This window comes from Ralstonia sp. SET104 (genome assembly GCF_003851545.1).
Lineage (GTDB): Bacteria > Pseudomonadota > Gammaproteobacteria > Burkholderiales > Burkholderiaceae > Ralstonia.
The window spans coordinates 36,126-50,680 of record NZ_BHVX01000012.1; the positions used below are offsets into that span (position 1 = coordinate 36,126).

Sequence of the window (14,555 nt, forward strand, 5' to 3'; positions counted from 1 at the left end):
CAGCCGAAGCACCCGCAGATAGCTGACTAGCGTTAGCTGAGCCCCCCCCTCCTTGGGCGCGGCCTCCGCCACACAGGAGCGTTGCAAATCGCCCGCACAAAGAAAAACGCCGACCCCTTTCGGGATCGGCGTTTAACCGTTTAATTCGATGCGCTCTTACGAGCGCGTCAAATTAGAACTTGTGACGCAGGCCGACGGTAGCGCCGAACTGGTTGGCATTGCCAGCAGCCGGGCTCGAGTACACGTTGCTACCGCTCGACAGGGTCGTACCAGCGTACGAATCGCTAGCGTTCAGACCCAGCACGCCCAGGCCCGAGCCGCTGCTGTTCTTAGCATAGGCCAGGTTGAAGTAGGCGTCGGTGCGCTTCGACAGAGCGTAGTCGGTGCCGACCACGAACAGCCACGGGTTGCCCGCGTTGCTGTTCTTGAACTGTTGGTAGTAAGCCGTACCCGTCAGCGACAGAGCCGGGGTAGCTTGGTAACCCAGGCCAGCCCAGTACAGGTTCGAACGCAGGTTGCCGTTGCCAGCAACAGTTGCGTAGTTAGCCTTGTACCAACGGTAGCCAGCGTACAGCTTGGCCGGGCCGAAGGCGTACGTGCCAGCGATCGTGGCGCGTTGTTCCTTGTTGTCGCTACCAACGGTCGTCGAGTTGGTCTGGTCGTACACTGCGCCGATACCCAGCGGGCCGCCAGCGTAGTTAGCACCCAGGCTCCACTCGCGGCCGGTCTTGCTGCTGCCAGCCACTTCGTTGCCGTTGTAGTTGAACGCGTACAGACCGGAGACGCTCAGGCCACCGAACGTGCCGATGTACTTGACGGCGTTGTCAGCACGGCCAGCGAAGAACTGGTCTTGCGAGGCCAGCGAGTAACGCGTGGCGATTGCCATCGGGTCATAGACCAGCGAGAAGTCGTACAGCAGGTTTTGCTGGCGACCCAGGGTCAGTTGACCCCACTGGCCTTGCAGACCAACGTAAGCGTTACGACCGAACAGACGGCCACCTTGAGCCGACGTGCCGGTGTCCAGGTTGAAGCCGCTTTCCAGGTTGAAGATACCCTTCAGGCCACCGCCCAGGTCTTCAACGCCACGCAGGCCCCAACGCGAGCCCGACAGGCCGCCCGAATCCAGACCAAAACGCGAGCCGCTGGTGCCAGCGGTGGCGCCCGGTACCTTGTTTGCGTAGGTCAGACCAGCGTCGACCACGCCGTACAGGGTCACGGAGGATTGTGCATAGGCGCCACTGGCGGCCAGAGCTGCAACAGCAGCTGCAAACAGTTTCATCTTCATATCGACACTTTCCTTGTCAACTGATTGGGAAATCTTGACTGTCCTTATGGACGACGCAGATACCTCACGTCTGACCGCATTATGGGCCAGCGTTGACGGATTCCGGAAACCCTTTCTGGCTCTGGGCCGCGATTTGCGGCCAAGTTGTTGCTCATGGGCAACACGCGCCAAGCCCCGTGGAAAGGGGGGCGCGACCCGCTTTTTACGCGGTGGCACGGGGGTTGGCGGGCGATTGTCGCCCTCTTCCGCGCAACAAATTTGGCAGCCGCGGGGCCGTTCTGAATTGTCGCCTTTGCGCCACGTTACGGCGATAAGTGCGCCATTATCCTCTTTTTATCGACCGAGTGCGGCGTGCCATCGCTTTAGGAAATCGGCACGGCGGAGCTGATCTTGATGGGCGAGTAAACCCGGGCCGACGGGAATGGGGCGATGCGTGTTGCCAAGCTCGGCGAGCAGGCGCTTGGCGGTGAGCCCTGTCTCAACATCCTGGCGCAGCGAGAACAGAAACGCGCGGTCCGCCATCACAGTCTGACCATCGCGCGAGAGCATGAAGTCGAGCCACAGGCGTGCCGCGTTCGGACGAGCGGCACGGCGGGCGATAAAGGCGACACGCGTCGCGACCAGCGTGTAGTCGGTCGGCATTTTGATGGCGAGTGCCGGATTGCGATCGGCGTAGCGTGCGGCGTATGAGCCGATCACGTCGTAGGCGAGCAGACTTTCGCCGGAAGCGACGCGCTCGAGCATTGCGGCCGTGGTGATGTACAGATTGACGTTGACGCCGCCCAATGCCTTGGCAACCTCCCAGAACACGGGCGTGGTGCGCGCGTCTTCGGCGGCAAAGAGGAACGCGGAGCCGGAGTGCTCGATGTCGTACGAGGCGACGCGGCCGCGCAGCAGGTCACGGTGGCCGTTCAGGATGCGGGCGAAATCGGCGTGCGTGGAGGGAATCAGCTCCGGCGGCAATTGGCGCGTGTTGTAGACAAAGACAACGGGTTCGTAGCTCGTGCCGTACGCCTCGTTCTTCCAGATGGCCCATGACGGCAAGTACGGGCGCTCGGGGGAAGCATATGGGAGCGCGTGGCCGTCGTTCACGAGCTTGAACTGCTCGGGCATGGCCGAGCTCCAGACCACATCGGCGCCGGGCGATCTGGCGGCAAGTTCAGCGAGGAAGCGGCGGTAAATGTCGTCGCTGTTCTGCTCGCGGTAGTCGACGGTGATGCCGGGATAGCGGGTCTCGAAGGCGCGGATGAGCGGGTATGCGGAGGAGAAATCTGTCGTCGAATAGACCGTGACGCGACCTTCGCGGCGGGCGGCGTCGATCATTGCGTCGTAGTCGCGCGGGTAGTACGACGGCAGTTCCGGCGCCGGACGGGCCAGCCACTGCGCGTGCGCCCTACGCGAAACGGCGCCGTTTGCAGCCAGCAATGCGGCGGTCTGACAAAGCCAGCGGCGACGGGAATTGGGAATGGACGACATGCCGGTTAAAGCGCATCTGGAGCCGCATCAGGTGGACGGTGTGATCGGGATGCGGGCGCCACGCATTATCATGAAAAAGTAGTCAGAACGATATTGAGAGACACCCGATGCGGATCTTGCTGGTGGAGGACGAGGACGAATTGGCCGCGTGGCTGGCGCGCGCGCTGGCGCAGAGCGGCTTCGTGATTGAGCGCGCCGCTGATGGCGTCATCGCGGAAGCTTTCCTCGGCTCCGGAGAGTTTGACGCGGTGGTGCTGGACTTGCGCCTGCCGCGCAAGGACGGCTTTGCCGTGCTGGCCGACATGCGCGCGCGTGACGACCGCACGCCGGTGCTGATCCTCACGGCGCAAGGTGCGCTGGATGAGCGCGTGCGCGGCCTGAACGCCGGCGCGGATGACTTCCTCACCAAGCCATTCGCGCTGTCCGAGCTGGAAGCGCGGCTGATGGCGCTGATCCGGCGCAGCCGCGGCCGGGCGTTCCCGCGCCTGCGTTGCGGGCCGCTGGAGTTCGATACCGGGCGCAAGGCGTTCCTGCTCTCGGGCGAACCACTGTCGCTCACACCGCGCGAGCACGCTGCGCTGTCGGCGCTGCTGCACAAGACCGGCCAGCCGATCAGCAAGGTGCATCTGTTCGACAAGGTCTTTAATCTCGACAGCGACTCGAGCCCCGATGCGGTGGAGGTGGTCGTGCATCGCCTGCGCAAGAAGCTGGCGGGCACGGGTGTACAGATCGTCACCGTGCGCGGGCTGGGCTACATGCTCGAAGCCGGCGCCGGTGAGGCGGTCCCCACCGGCGACAGCAGCCCATGATGCAGCGCTTCGCCCAGCTTCGGCTGCCGCGCAGCCTGAAACTCACGCTGCTTTGGTTGCTGCTGCCGGGGCTGGTGGGTGTGCTGGCCATCGACATCGTTTCCGCGTACCAGGCGTTGCGCGGCGCAACCGACCGCGCGTACGACCGCGCCCTGCTCGGCTCGGTGCGCGCCATCGAAAACGGCGTGACGATCGAGCGCGGGCAGGTACAGGTCAACGTGCCATATGTGGCGCTGTCGATGTTCGAATCGACCGCGCAGAGCAACGTCTATTACCGCGTCGCTTTCGAGCCCCTGCCAGGCAAAGCGCCTGAAGCTGCACTCACCGGCTACGATGATCTGCCCCTGCCCATCACGCAGTTGGAGAACGACACCCCGCTCTTCTACGACGCGACGTACCACGACGAACCCGTACGCGTGGCCGCCGTGGCCAAACCGCTGTATCAGCCTGGGCTGCCAGCGCGCATCGTCATTCAGGTGGCGGAAACCATCGAAACGCGGCGCGCGCTGCAACAGGCCGTCTGGCGCGGCACGCTGCTGCGCGATGCGGCGCTGGTGGCGGTGAGTGCCGCGCTGCTGTGGCTGGGCGTGACCGTCGCGCTGCGGCCGCTCAATCGCCTGGCACGCAGCATCGGCGTGCGCGCGTCAGATGACCTGCGCGCACTCGATGCCGCCGACGTACCTGCCGAAGTCCGCCCGCTGGTCGACGCGATCAACCACCACATCCATCGGTATGCGGAACTCGCGGAAGCGCAAAGCCAGTTCCTGGCCGATGCGTCACACCAACTGCGCACGCCGCTGGCGGTGCTGCTCACGCAAGCCGAATATGCGTTGCGCGAAACCGACCCGGCGCGCGTGCGTGAAAGCCTGTCCGCCATCATCGCGCGCCTGCAGTCGACCAACCGGCTGACCACGCAATTGCTCGCGCTCGCCCGTGCGCGCCATGCGGGGCAGGATGCGCCGGCCGAAGCCTTCGACCTCGGCGATCTGGCGCGCGACGTGGTCGTCGATGCGCTGCCGCTGGCACGCGAAAAACAGCAAGACCTCGGCTGGGATGACGGCGGCCTCGGCATGGCGCTGCCCGTCATCGGCTATCCGGCTTTCCTGCGCGAGGCACTCTCCAACCTCGTGCATAACGCCATCCGCTACACGCCGGCCGGCGGACGCATTACCGTGCGGGCGACCGCGGACGGCAATGCGGCGCTCGTCTGCGTAGACGACACCGGCCCCGGCATGAACGCCGACGAGCGTGCGCATGCTTTCCAGCGTTTTCGCCGTGCGCACGAAGGCGGGAGTCGCTCGGGCAAACCCAAGGACGCACGCTATGCCGCTGAAGGTTCCGGCCTGGGCCTGGCCATCGCCCGCGCCTATGCAGCGCGTAGTGGCGGGCACATCGAGCTGGCCGATGGCGAGCCGAACGAGCACGGTGGTGTCGGTTTGTCGGCGCGAATTCGCGTGCCGCTGGCCGCCGCAACAGCCGCCACGGATCATGCTGCAATGCAGCAGCCGTAATGAAAGCATGGCGAAAGCGCGCGATTTCTATAATCCGCCGCACCTGGGGCCATCCGTCCAAGCTACACGCAACAAGCCATAAGTAGCCGGCCCCACACCATCACAAGCAAACAGGAGACAAACCATGCTTCGTGGCCGCTTTACGCCCAAGTTCGTGCCCGCGCACGCTGCGATCGCTTCAATTGCAGCTGCCGCCCTGACCCTCAGCGCCGCCGCCTTCGCACAAGTCCCGGCCGGCTACCCCGCCAGCTACGCCGACACCGTCGCCGCCGCCAAGAAGGAAGGCAAGGTGGTGGTCTACGCCACGACCGACACCAAGGCCGCGGATCCGCTGATCAAGGATTTCGAGTCGCTCTACCCCGGCGTGAAGGTCGAGTACAACGACATGAACAGCAGCGAGCTGTACAACCGCTTCATCAGCGAACAGGCCGCCGGCGGCGCCTCGGCTGACATGATGTGGAACTCGTCGATGGACTCGCAACTCAAGCTCGCGCAGACCTACGCGATGAAGTACGACTCGCCCGAGGTGCCGAACCTGCCGAAGTGGTCCATCTACAAGGGCTTGGCTTATGGCACGACGTACGAGCCGGCCGTGTTCCTGTACAACAAGCGCCTGGTCAAGGATTCAGAAGTGCCGCAAACGCACGCCGATTTCGCCAAGCTGGTCGCCAGCCAACCCGAGCGCTTCAAGAGCAAGGTCACGACGTATGACATCGAGAAGTCCGCCGTGGGCTTCATGATGGCCGCGCAGGACAATCAGGATTCGCCGCAATACTTTGACTTCATCAAGGCGGTCGGCCCGAACCTGGTGCTGCAGTCGTCCACCGGCACGATGATGGAACGCGTGGCCTCGGGCGAAAACCTGGTGGCGTACAACATCCTCGGTTCGTATGCGATTGCGCGCGCCAAGAAGGATCCGTCGATCGGCATCGTCTATCCGAAGGACTACACGCTGGTCGTCTCGCGCGTGGCGATGATCGCCAAGAAGGCGAAGAACCCGAACGCGGCCAAGCTGTGGCTGGATTACATCCTGTCCAAGCGCGGCCAGGACATCCTCGCCAACAAGTCGGACCTGCACTCGCTGCGTGACGACGTGACGGGCGAAGCCACCGCCGCTGGCCTGAAGAAGATTCTCGGCAACTCCATCAAGCCGATTCCGGTGGACGAATCGATCCTGGTGTTCCTGGAGCCAAAGAAGCGCCTGGACTTCATCAAGCAATGGCGCACCGCCGCCGGTCGTTGATCTGCTGACGCGCGGAATCACGATTCTTCTCATCTGACCGACCTGCCGGCGCCATCCGTATCTGGCGCCGGCCCCCTTGGAGGCACCATGCGTTCTCTAGCGCAAGACCGTGCCGCCGCTTCGGAAGTCTCTCTCAAGCGCTCGCCCTGGACGCGTGTGGGACAGGCTTTGCCGCGCGGCGTGGTCATTCTGCTTACCGCGCTGGCGATTTTCACGCCGCTGGCGCTGATCTTCTACCAGAGCTTTCTGTCCGCGCCGTTCTTCATGCCCGACGCGCTGGCGGGGCTGGATGCGTATCGCTTCATCTTTACGGATTCGGATTTCTGGCACGCTTTTGAAAAGTCGGCCGCACTGGCGTTCGGCCTGGCGGCGATCTCGGTGCCGCTGGGTGGCATCCTCGCGTTCCTGATGGTGCGCTCGGACCTGCCCGGCCGCCGCCTTCTCGAACCGCTGCTGATGATCCCGGTGTTCGTCTCGCCGATGGTGCTGGCATTCGGCTATGTGGTGTCGGCTGGCCCGGTGGGCTTCTATACGGTGTGGTTCAAGAGCCTGTTCGGTGGTGCACCGTGGAACGTGTATTCGTTCACGAGCATCATCATCATTGCGGGCCTCACACACGTGCCGCACGTGTATCTGTATGTCTCGTCGGCGCTGCGCAGCCTCGGATCGGACGTGGAAGAAGCCGCGCGTATCGCGGGGGCTTCGCCGCTGTCGGTGGCGTTGAACGTGAGCCTGCCGATGGTGCGCCCTGCGCTGCTGTACGCGGCCGTACTGGTGACATTCCTGGGCTTCGAAGTGTTCGGTCTGGTGCTCGTGCTGGGCGATCCGGAAGGCCATCTGGTGCTGGCGACGTATCTGTACAAGCTGACCAACAAGCTCGGCACGCCGGCGTATCACCTGATGGCGGCCGTGGCGGTCTGTCTGGTGATGGTGACGTTCCCGCTGGTGCTGCTGCAGCGCTACATGCTGAAATCGGCCAACCGCTTTGTCACCGTCAAGGGCAAGGTCACGCGCAGCCGTCCGCTGCCGCTGGGCAAGTGGCGCTGGCCTGCCTGGGCGGTCGTGGTGTTCTGGTTCTTCGTGACAGTGGTGGTGCCGCTCTCGGGTATCGCACTGCGCGCCTTCGTGTCGAACTGGGGTGAAGGCGTGTCGCTGGTGGAGGCGTTTTCGACCACGGCGTTCCAGCAGATCTTCGAGCAGCCGCAGTTCCTGCGTGCGATGGTCAACACGGTCCTGATCGGCGTGATCGGCGGCGCGCTGGCGGTGGGCTGCTACACGTGCATCGGCCTGGCCATGCACCGCAAGCCGGATGGCTGGACACGCTTTCTCGATTACAGCGTGCTGGTACCCCGCGCCATTCCTGGCCTGCTGGCCGGTCTGGCTTTCCTGTGGGTGTTCCTGTTCGTACCTAACTGGGTCGAGACTGGCCTGACCGACAGCGGCCTGCCCTTCGCCAATTGGATCATCGAGCACGTCGTGCCGAGCCTGCGCGACTTGCGCAGCACGATCTTCAGCGTGTGGATCGCGTACACGGTGGTGTGGCTGGCCTACGGGCTGCGCTTGATCTCGGCCGCGCTGCTGCAAGTCGGCCCTGAGCTGGAAGAGGCTGCACGCTCCGTGGGCGCCAGCCGTGCCCGCACCACGCGCGACGTGACCGTGCCGCTCACACGCTACGGCCTTCTCGGCGCGTGGCTGCTGATCTTCCTGATTTTCGAGCGCGAGTACTCGACCGGTGTGTACCTGCTCTCGCCGGGCACCGAGACGATCGGCTCGATGCTGGTTTCCCTGTGGGCTGGCGGCGCCATCGATATCGTTGCCGCCCTGTCCTTCGTCAATATCATGCTGGTGGCCGTGGGCCTCGGCATCGCACTGCGTTTCGGAGTGAAGCTCCATGATTGAACTCACCGTCAACGACCTGCACCTGCAATACGGCAACAACCCGGTCCTCAAGGGTGTCTCGATGCAGTTGCACAAGGGCGAGGTCGTCTCGCTGCTGGGCCCGTCGGGTTCGGGCAAGACCACGCTGCTGCGCGCTGTCGCCGGCCTCGAACAAGCCAGCCGCGGCACCGTCACGATCGGCGATCGCGTCATGTTCGACGGCGCCAGGAAGCTCGACGTACCGGCTGAAGGACGCAACCTGGGGCTGGTGTTCCAGTCGTACGCGCTGTGGCCGCACAAGACCGTGGCCGAGAACGTCGCCTACCCGCTCAAGCTGCGCAAGACGCCGTCTGCGCAGATCAAGGAACGCGTACAGGCCGTGCTCCAGCAACTGGGCCTTGGCCACTTGGGCGAGCGCTTCCCGAGCCAGCTCTCCGGCGGCCAGCAGCAGCGCGTGGCAATCGCCCGTGCGCTGGTCTACAACCCGCCCGTGATCCTGCTCGACGAGCCGCTCTCGAACCTCGACGCCAAGCTGCGTGAAGAAGCTCGCGCCTTCCTGCGCGAGCTGATCGTGCGCCTGGGGCTGTCCGCGCTGATGGTCACGCACGACCAGAGCGAAGCGATGGCGATGTCCGACCGCATCCTGCTGCTGAACAACGGTGTGATCGAACAGCAAGGCACGCCCGAGCAGATGTACGGCGCACCCGAAACGCTCTTTACCGCTGAGTTCATGGGCAGCAACAATCGCATCAACGGCAAAATCGCCGAAGTGCGTGACGGCATGGCCCGCTTGGTGGACGAAGCTGGCGGCTGGTCGCTGTGGGGGATGGCACGTGGTGATCTGAAGCCCGGTGCATCGGCGCACGGCGTGATCCGTCTGGAACAGGTGCGCGTGGGCGTGGACAACGCCGACAACACCATCCACCTGCCGCTGGCCACGCGCATGTACCTGGGCGACCGTTGGGAATGCCTGTTCCGGGCCACCGGCGACAGCGGCGCGACCGGCACAGGTCTGCGCGCCTACTCCGCCAGCGCCCCGAGCGACGGCAAGTACGCGCTGACCTTCCCGCGCGAGCAGTTCTGGCTATATGCAGCGTAAGCGGGTTTCAACGGCAACAAAAGAAAAAGGCAGCCTCGGCTGCCTTTTCTTTTGGGGCGATCCGCGTCAGTCCTTGACCACCGGCAGATGCTCGGGGTCTGCATCGGGCGCGACCGTCTTGCGCAAGAAGATCGCCGCCAGGATCAGCCCCAACTCGTACAGCAGCCACAGCGGCACCGCCAGCAGCAACTGCGACATCACGTCCGGCGGCGTCACCACGGCCGCAATGATGAACGCGCCCACCACCACGTACGGTCGCGCTTGGCGCAGCTTGTCCAGGCTCACGATGCCAAAGCGCACCAGCACCATCACCACCACCGGCACCTCAAAGGTGATGCCGAACGCCAGGAACGTGGTCATCGCAAAGCTCAGGTACTTGTCGATATCGGTCGACATCTCGGCACCCAATGGCGCGTTGTAGTGCGCCATCACCTTGAACACTGTCGGGAAGACCAGGAAGTACGCAAACGCCACGCCGCACAGAAACAGCACATAGGTGCTCACCACCAGCGGCATGATCATCCGCTTCTCGTGCGTGTACAGCCCCGGCGCCACGAAGCGCCAGATTTGATACAGCACCCATGGCAATGCGATCAGGAAGGCGGCCAGCAGCGTCACCTTCATCGGCACAAAGAACGAGCCGGTGACATCCGTCACGATCATGTGGCCGTTCTTGGGCAATGCCTGAATCAGCGGCCGCGAGAACAGATTGAAGATATCCGGCGCCCAGTACACCAGGCCAAGAAACACCAGCAGCACGCCCGCGCCCGCCTTGACGATGCGCTCGCGCAACTCAACCAGGTGCGAGATGAAGGTTTCCTGCGCGCCGTCCTCGGGCGACTCTTGCGGATCGAGCGGAGCGGCACTCATGTCGGGTGGGAAAAGGGAGAGTCAGGACGCGACACCGCAGAGACGGCTCGCGCCCGAAAGATCATTCGAAGAAGGAGCGCGCACGCGACTGTGCGGCAACGATGGGCGGACGATGACGCTTGACGCGCGCCGCGCCCGATTGCGCCCACATGCGCACGCCCTGCTTCTGGCGGTACCACTTGGGCATCGAGAGCTGCTTGTTGCGCCAGCTGTTGCGGCCGTTGCGCGACTTGCCCGGCGCGGGGCGCCAGTCGGGCGCGGAGGTCGCCGCCTGCTGCGACGGATCGCCGAGTGCCTCGTTCAGGCGCTCATTGATCTCGGTCGTGTGCTTGCTGACCTCCTGATGGATGGTCTGCTCGACATTGCGCGCGGCCTGCTCGAAGTCAGTGCGCATCTTGCGCAGCTCCTCAAGCTCGATTTCGCGGCTCACCTCGGCCTTCACATCCGCGATGTAGCGCTGCGCGCGGCCGAGCAAGGCGCCGGCCGTACGCGCCACTTTAGGCAAGCGCTCCGGCCCGATGACGACAAGCGCCACCATGCCAATCAGCGCCAGCTTGGAAATGCCGAGATCGATCATCGGTCAGCGCGCGCCGGTACTCAACCTTGCTTGGACTTGTCGCGCGCTTCGACGTCGATCGTCGTCGAGTCGTGCAACTCGCGCGGCGGCTGGCCGGCGGTCTGCTGCGGTGCTGCGGGCTTGTCTTCCGAGCCTTCCTTCATGCCGTCCTTGAAGCCCTTCACGGCACCACCGAGGTCCGAACCGATGTTGCGCAGCTTCTTCGTGCCGAACACCATCATGACGATCACCAGCACGATCAGCCAGTGCCAAATGCTAAAGGAACCCATGTCCTACTCCCACGTAAATACGGCTGGAAACGCCGCAACGGTGGCGGCGCCATTGGTTGATTTTACGGATTTGCGTACATCGGCTTGCTGTCGTTCAGATACAGCCAGCCTTTCACAATACGATACAGCATCCAGACGCCCAGAGCCCACAGCACGGCAAAGCCGATGAACGCCACAGGAATGAGCAAGACGCCGATCACACCCCACAGAACGCACCACCAGAACGAACGGATTTGCCATCGGAAGTGCGACTCATACAGCGTGCCACGCACATCGTCGCGCTTAACGTAGCCGACAATGATGGCAATCAATGCAGTGATGCCGCCGGTCAGCCAAAAAATGGCGTAGAGGGCATACAGAATATGCGTCAGGCGCCGCAGTCCGGCCAAGCGCTCTGCGTCGTCTGTCACCACCACTGCCGCTCCGTATTTGTCCACGCTGCCTCCCTGCGACGATTCGTCACCGTGATCAGTCGCCTGCCGCGTCGCGTGCCTGCGACTTGCGCAACGCCTTTTCCTCCAGACCCGAGAGCCCTTCGCGGCGCGCCAGTTCGTTGACGACATCATCCGGCGTCAGGTCAAAGTGAGACAGCAGCACCATGGTGTGGAACCACAGATCGGCCACTTCGTAGACGACTTTGCTGCGTGCCTCCCCGGTCATGCCGGCGGCGCGAGCGTCCTTGGCGGCCATGACCGTCTCGGTGGCCTCTTCGCCGATTTTCTTGAGGATGGCGTCGTCGCCCTTGTTGAACAGGCGGGCGATGTAGCTCTTTTCCGGATCGCCGCCATTGGCGAGCTTGCGGGATTCAAGCACCTCGCCCAGGCGGCGCAGGGTGTCACTCATGATTGTGGCCGGGCTTTCCGGCGTAAATATCGTCAGGATTCTTCAGGACGGGCTCAACAGTGTGCCAGTCGCCGTCTTCCACGTTGCCTTCGAACTTCTGGAAGAAGCATGCGTGGCGGCCAGTATGGCAGGCGATGCCGCCGACTTGTGTGACGCGGAGCAAGACTACGTCTTCGTCGCAGTCGAGGCGGATTTCATGCACCTTCTGAATGTGGCCGGACTCCTCGCCCTTGTGCCACAGGCGCTTGCGCGAGCGCGACCAGAACACGGCCTCGCCGGTTTCTACGGTCTTCTGCAGCGCCTCTCGGTTCATAAAGGCGAACATCAGGACGTCGTTGCTGCCCTGCTCCTGCACGATCACCGGCACCAGGCCGTTGTCGTCCCAGTGGACCTTGTTCAGCCACTTCTTGCTCATAGTCCAACCCGTACCGGAATGCCATGCTCTGCCATGAACTGCTTGGCCTGGCCGACGGTGTATTCGCCGTAGTGGAAGATGCTGGCGGCCAGCACCGCATCGGCATGGCCTTGCTGGATGCCGTCTACCAGATGCTGCAGGTTGCCGACACCGCCCGAGGCAATGACCGGCACCGGTACGGCGTCCGACACGGCGCGCGTAAGTTCGAGGTCAAAGCCGGCCTTGGTGCCGTCACGATCCATGCTGGTGAGCAGGATTTCGCCGGCGCCGCGTTGCGCCATCTCGCGTGCCCACGCCACGGCGTCCAGGCCCGTGCCCTTGCGACCACCGTGCGTAAAGACCTCCCAGCGCGGCGCTTCGCCTTCGGCCGACACCTTCTTGGCGTCGATGGCCACGACGATGCACTGTGCGCCATGACGGGCGCTGGCGTCCGACACCAGTTGCGGATTCGACACCGCCGACGAATTCATGCTGATCTTGTCTGCGCCGGCATTGAGCAGCCGGCGCACGTCTTCCAGCGCGCGCACGCCGCCACCGACCGTCAGCGGAATAAACACCTGCGACGCCACCGCTTCGATAATGTGCAGCATCAGGTCGCGCCCGTCGGACGTGGCCGTGATGTCGAGGAATGTGATTTCGTCAGCGCCCTGTTCATCGTAGCGGCGCGCGATTTCGACAGGGTCGCCCGCATCGCGCAACTCGACGAAGTTGACGCCCTTGACCACCCGGCCGTTGGTCACGTCCAGGCAGGGGATGATTCGTTTGGCTAGCATGATGAGTCGGGTGCCACAGCACCCGTTGAGCGCAGCTTAGGCCGCGCCGAGTTTGTCCGCGAGGGCTTGTGCTTCCTTGAAGTTCAGGTCGCCTGAGTAGATGGCGCGACCGCAGATCACGCCCTCCACGCCATGTTCCTCAACGGCGCACAGATGGTCGATGTCCTTCAGGTTGGACAGCCCGCCGCTGGCGATCACGGGAATCTTCACCGACTGTGCCAGCTTGACGGTGGCATCGATGTTGATGCCCTGCAGCATGCCGTCGCGGCCGATGTCGGTGTAGATGATGGATTCGACGCCGTAGTCTTCGTACTTTTTGGCGAGGTCCACGACTTCGTGGCCCGAGAGCTTGCTCCAGCCGTCGGTCGCCACCTTGCCGTCCTTGGCATCGAGCCCGACGATGATGTGGCCGCCGAATGCCGTGCATGCGTCTCGCAGAAAGCCCGGGTCCTTGACCGCCGCCGTACCGATGATGACGTACGACAGGCCGTCGTCGAGCCAACGCTCGATGGTGCCCAGATCGCGGATGCCGCCGCCGAGTTGCACGGGAATCTCATCGCCCACCTCGGCGAGGATGGCCTTGACGGCCGCCTCGTTACGCGGCTTGCCCGCGAAAGCGCCATTCAGGTCGACAAGGTGCAAGCGGCGTGCACCCTGCTCGACCCAATGCCGCGCCATGGCAGCGGGGTCTTCCGAGAACACGGTGGCTTGATCCATATCGCCTTGCTTGAGGCGCACACACTGACCGTCCTTCAGGTCGATGGCCGGGATGAGCAGCATAGTCGTAACGACAAAGTTGAGGGGGTGGGGTTAAACGGGAAAAAAGGGATTCGGTTGCGACTGTGAGGCCGGTTCACGGATTCCAGTGCACGAAGTTCCGGTAGATCTGCAGGCCGGATTGGGCACTTTTTTCCGGGTGAAACTGTGTTGCAAAAATATTATCCCGGGCGATGGCGCAGGTAAACCGCACGCCGTATTCGGTCTCTCCGACCGATTCATCGGCATTGGTGGGCCGAGCGTAGTAGCTGTGCACGAAATAAAAATAAGCGCCTTCCTGCACTCCGGCCCACAACGCGTGGGCGCGGCTCTGGTGCACGCGGTTCCAGCCCATCTGAGGCACTTTGTACCGTGAGCCGTCCGGCTGCAACTGGCCGTCCAGATCAAAGCGGACGACTTCACCGCCGATCAGGCCGAGGCCCTGAGTATATTGCTGGCCAACACGCGCCTCTGTGCTGCGCTCGAGCATCATCTGCTCGCCAACGCACACGCCGAGCATCGGTTTGGTGCGCGATGCCTCCAGCACCGCTTCGCGCAGGCCGGATTGGTCAAACGCGGCCATGCAGTCGGGCATGGCGCCCTGCCCCGGCAGCACCACACGGTCTGCGGCGCGGATCTCGTCGGCTTGCGCACTGATGCGCACATCGGCCTCCGGAGCAACGGCCATCAGGGCTTGCGCTACCGAGCGCAGGTTGCCCATGCCGTAATCGACGATTGCGATCTTAGTCAT

General features: G+C 63.6%; 16 protein-coding genes. 5 read left to right on the forward strand and 11 right to left on the reverse strand.

What is annotated here, in order from left to right; all coding sequences use genetic code 11:
• Positions 1 to 172 precede the first annotated feature (172 nt).
• Entirely contained in the window at positions 173 to 1,285 is a 1,113-nt protein-coding gene (locus PSUB009319_RS15755; protein ID WP_124383172.1) for a porin, read from the reverse strand.
• 333 nt (positions 1,286 to 1,618) lie between these two features.
• Complete coding sequence (locus PSUB009319_RS15760) at positions 1,619 to 2,761, reverse strand: ABC transporter substrate-binding protein (RefSeq protein WP_124383173.1); 1,143 nt, start codon at positions 2,759 to 2,761, stop codon at positions 1,619 to 1,621.
• A gap of 107 nt (positions 2,762 to 2,868) precedes the next feature.
• On the opposite strand from PSUB009319_RS15760, the gene PSUB009319_RS15765 reads away from it, so the two are divergent.
• The 5 genes from PSUB009319_RS15765 to PSUB009319_RS15785 all read left to right on the forward strand — a co-directional run bounded on the left by PSUB009319_RS15765 (position 2,869) and on the right by PSUB009319_RS15785 (position 9,301).
• Complete coding sequence (locus PSUB009319_RS15765; RefSeq protein WP_124383174.1) at positions 2,869 to 3,570, forward strand: response regulator; 702 nt, start codon at positions 2,869 to 2,871, stop codon at positions 3,568 to 3,570.
• Positions 3,567 to 5,081, forward strand: coding sequence for a sensor histidine kinase (locus PSUB009319_RS15770; RefSeq protein ID WP_124383175.1), 1,515 nt, complete (start codon positions 3,567 to 3,569; stop codon positions 5,079 to 5,081). The genes PSUB009319_RS15765 and PSUB009319_RS15770 overlap by 4 nt, the downstream gene beginning before the upstream one ends.
• 124 nt (positions 5,082 to 5,205) lie before the next feature.
• Positions 5,206 to 6,324 carry an ABC transporter substrate-binding protein gene (locus PSUB009319_RS15775; RefSeq protein ID WP_124383176.1) on the forward strand — a complete coding sequence of 373 codons (1,119 nt, stop codon included), beginning with the start codon at positions 5,206 to 5,208 and terminating at the stop codon, positions 6,322 to 6,324.
• Between the two features lie 87 nt (positions 6,325 to 6,411).
• Positions 6,412 to 8,223: an iron ABC transporter permease gene (locus PSUB009319_RS15780; protein ID WP_124383177.1), complete on the forward strand. Its 1,812-nt coding sequence runs from the start codon at positions 6,412 to 6,414 to the stop codon at positions 8,221 to 8,223.
• Positions 8,216 to 9,301 carry an ABC transporter ATP-binding protein gene (locus tag PSUB009319_RS15785; protein ID WP_124383178.1) on the forward strand — a complete coding sequence of 362 codons (1,086 nt, stop codon included), beginning with the start codon at positions 8,216 to 8,218 and terminating at the stop codon, positions 9,299 to 9,301. The genes PSUB009319_RS15780 and PSUB009319_RS15785 overlap by 8 nt, the downstream gene beginning before the upstream one ends.
• A gap of 66 nt (positions 9,302 to 9,367) precedes the next feature.
• Here PSUB009319_RS15785 and tatC read toward each other — a convergent pair whose 3' ends face one another.
• The 9 genes from tatC to hisH form a co-directional block, all read right to left on the reverse strand.
• Positions 9,368 to 10,171, reverse strand: coding sequence for a twin-arginine translocase subunit TatC (gene tatC / locus PSUB009319_RS15790; RefSeq protein WP_124383179.1), 804 nt, complete (start codon positions 10,169 to 10,171; stop codon positions 9,368 to 9,370).
• Between the two features lie 61 nt (positions 10,172 to 10,232).
• Positions 10,233 to 10,748 carry a Sec-independent protein translocase protein TatB gene (tatB, locus tag PSUB009319_RS15795; protein WP_124383180.1) on the reverse strand — a complete coding sequence of 172 codons (516 nt, stop codon included), beginning with the start codon at positions 10,746 to 10,748 and terminating at the stop codon, positions 10,233 to 10,235.
• A gap of 20 nt (positions 10,749 to 10,768) precedes the next feature.
• Positions 10,769 to 11,017 carry a Sec-independent protein translocase subunit TatA gene (gene tatA, locus PSUB009319_RS15800; protein ID WP_124383181.1) on the reverse strand — a complete coding sequence of 83 codons (249 nt, stop codon included), beginning with the start codon at positions 11,015 to 11,017 and terminating at the stop codon, positions 10,769 to 10,771.
• Between the two features lie 62 nt (positions 11,018 to 11,079).
• A complete protein-coding gene (locus PSUB009319_RS15805) occupies positions 11,080 to 11,454 on the reverse strand; it encodes a hypothetical protein (protein WP_124383182.1) in 375 nt (124 codons plus the stop codon).
• A gap of 31 nt (positions 11,455 to 11,485) precedes the next feature.
• Positions 11,486 to 11,860, reverse strand: coding sequence for a phosphoribosyl-ATP diphosphatase (locus PSUB009319_RS15810; protein WP_124383183.1), 375 nt, complete (start codon positions 11,858 to 11,860; stop codon positions 11,486 to 11,488).
• The gene (gene hisI / locus PSUB009319_RS15815) at positions 11,853 to 12,275 is read right to left on the reverse strand and encodes a phosphoribosyl-AMP cyclohydrolase (RefSeq protein WP_027680226.1); all 423 of its coding nucleotides are present in this window, start codon (positions 12,273 to 12,275) and stop codon (positions 11,853 to 11,855) included. Before hisI ends, PSUB009319_RS15810 begins: the two co-directional genes overlap by 8 nt.
• Entirely contained in the window at positions 12,272 to 13,048 is a 777-nt protein-coding gene (gene hisF / locus PSUB009319_RS15820; RefSeq protein WP_185453486.1) for an imidazole glycerol phosphate synthase subunit HisF, read from the reverse strand. Before hisF ends, hisI begins: the two co-directional genes overlap by 4 nt.
• 36 nt (positions 13,049 to 13,084) lie before the next feature.
• On the reverse strand, positions 13,085 to 13,828 hold the full coding sequence (gene hisA, locus PSUB009319_RS15825) for a 1-(5-phosphoribosyl)-5-[(5-phosphoribosylamino)methylideneamino]imidazole-4-carboxamide isomerase (RefSeq protein ID WP_124383185.1): 744 nt from the start codon (positions 13,826 to 13,828) through the stop codon (positions 13,085 to 13,087).
• 73 nt (positions 13,829 to 13,901) lie between these two features.
• Positions 13,902 to 14,555, reverse strand: a complete 654-nt coding sequence (gene hisH, locus PSUB009319_RS15830) for an imidazole glycerol phosphate synthase subunit HisH (RefSeq protein WP_124383186.1) — start codon at positions 14,553 to 14,555, stop codon at positions 13,902 to 13,904.

Excerpts from the sequence above, each read along its gene's own strand:
- PSUB009319_RS15755 (WP_124383172.1), bottom strand. The coding sequence starts at position 1,285 with ATGAAGATGAAACTGTTTGCAGCTGCTGTTGCAGCTCTGGCCGCCAGT.
- PSUB009319_RS15760 (WP_124383173.1), bottom strand. The coding sequence starts at position 2,761 with ATGTCGTCCATTCCCAATTCCCGTCGCCGCTGGCTTTGTCAGACCGCC.
- PSUB009319_RS15765 (WP_124383174.1), top strand. The coding sequence starts at position 2,869 with ATGCGGATCTTGCTGGTGGAGGACGAGGACGAATTGGCCGCGTGGCTG.
- PSUB009319_RS15770 (WP_124383175.1), top strand. The coding sequence starts at position 3,567 with ATGATGCAGCGCTTCGCCCAGCTTCGGCTGCCGCGCAGCCTGAAACTC.
- PSUB009319_RS15775 (WP_124383176.1), top strand. The coding sequence starts at position 5,206 with ATGCTTCGTGGCCGCTTTACGCCCAAGTTCGTGCCCGCGCACGCTGCG.
- PSUB009319_RS15780 (WP_124383177.1), top strand. The coding sequence starts at position 6,412 with ATGCGTTCTCTAGCGCAAGACCGTGCCGCCGCTTCGGAAGTCTCTCTC.
- PSUB009319_RS15785 (WP_124383178.1), top strand. The coding sequence starts at position 8,216 with ATGATTGAACTCACCGTCAACGACCTGCACCTGCAATACGGCAACAAC.
- tatC (WP_124383179.1), bottom strand. The coding sequence starts at position 10,171 with ATGAGTGCCGCTCCGCTCGATCCGCAAGAGTCGCCCGAGGACGGCGCG.
- tatB (WP_124383180.1), bottom strand. The coding sequence starts at position 10,748 with ATGATCGATCTCGGCATTTCCAAGCTGGCGCTGATTGGCATGGTGGCG.
- tatA (WP_124383181.1), bottom strand. The coding sequence starts at position 11,017 with ATGGGTTCCTTTAGCATTTGGCACTGGCTGATCGTGCTGGTGATCGTC.
- PSUB009319_RS15810 (WP_124383183.1), bottom strand. The coding sequence starts at position 11,860 with ATGAGTGACACCCTGCGCCGCCTGGGCGAGGTGCTTGAATCCCGCAAG.
- hisI (WP_027680226.1), bottom strand. The coding sequence starts at position 12,275 with ATGAGCAAGAAGTGGCTGAACAAGGTCCACTGGGACGACAACGGCCTG.
- hisF (WP_185453486.1), bottom strand. The coding sequence starts at position 13,048 with ATGCTAGCCAAACGAATCATCCCCTGCCTGGACGTGACCAACGGCCGG.
- hisA (WP_124383185.1), bottom strand. The coding sequence starts at position 13,828 with ATGCTGCTCATCCCGGCCATCGACCTGAAGGACGGTCAGTGTGTGCGC.
- hisH (WP_124383186.1), bottom strand. The coding sequence starts at position 14,555 with ATGACTAAGATCGCAATCGTCGATTACGGCATGGGCAACCTGCGCTCG.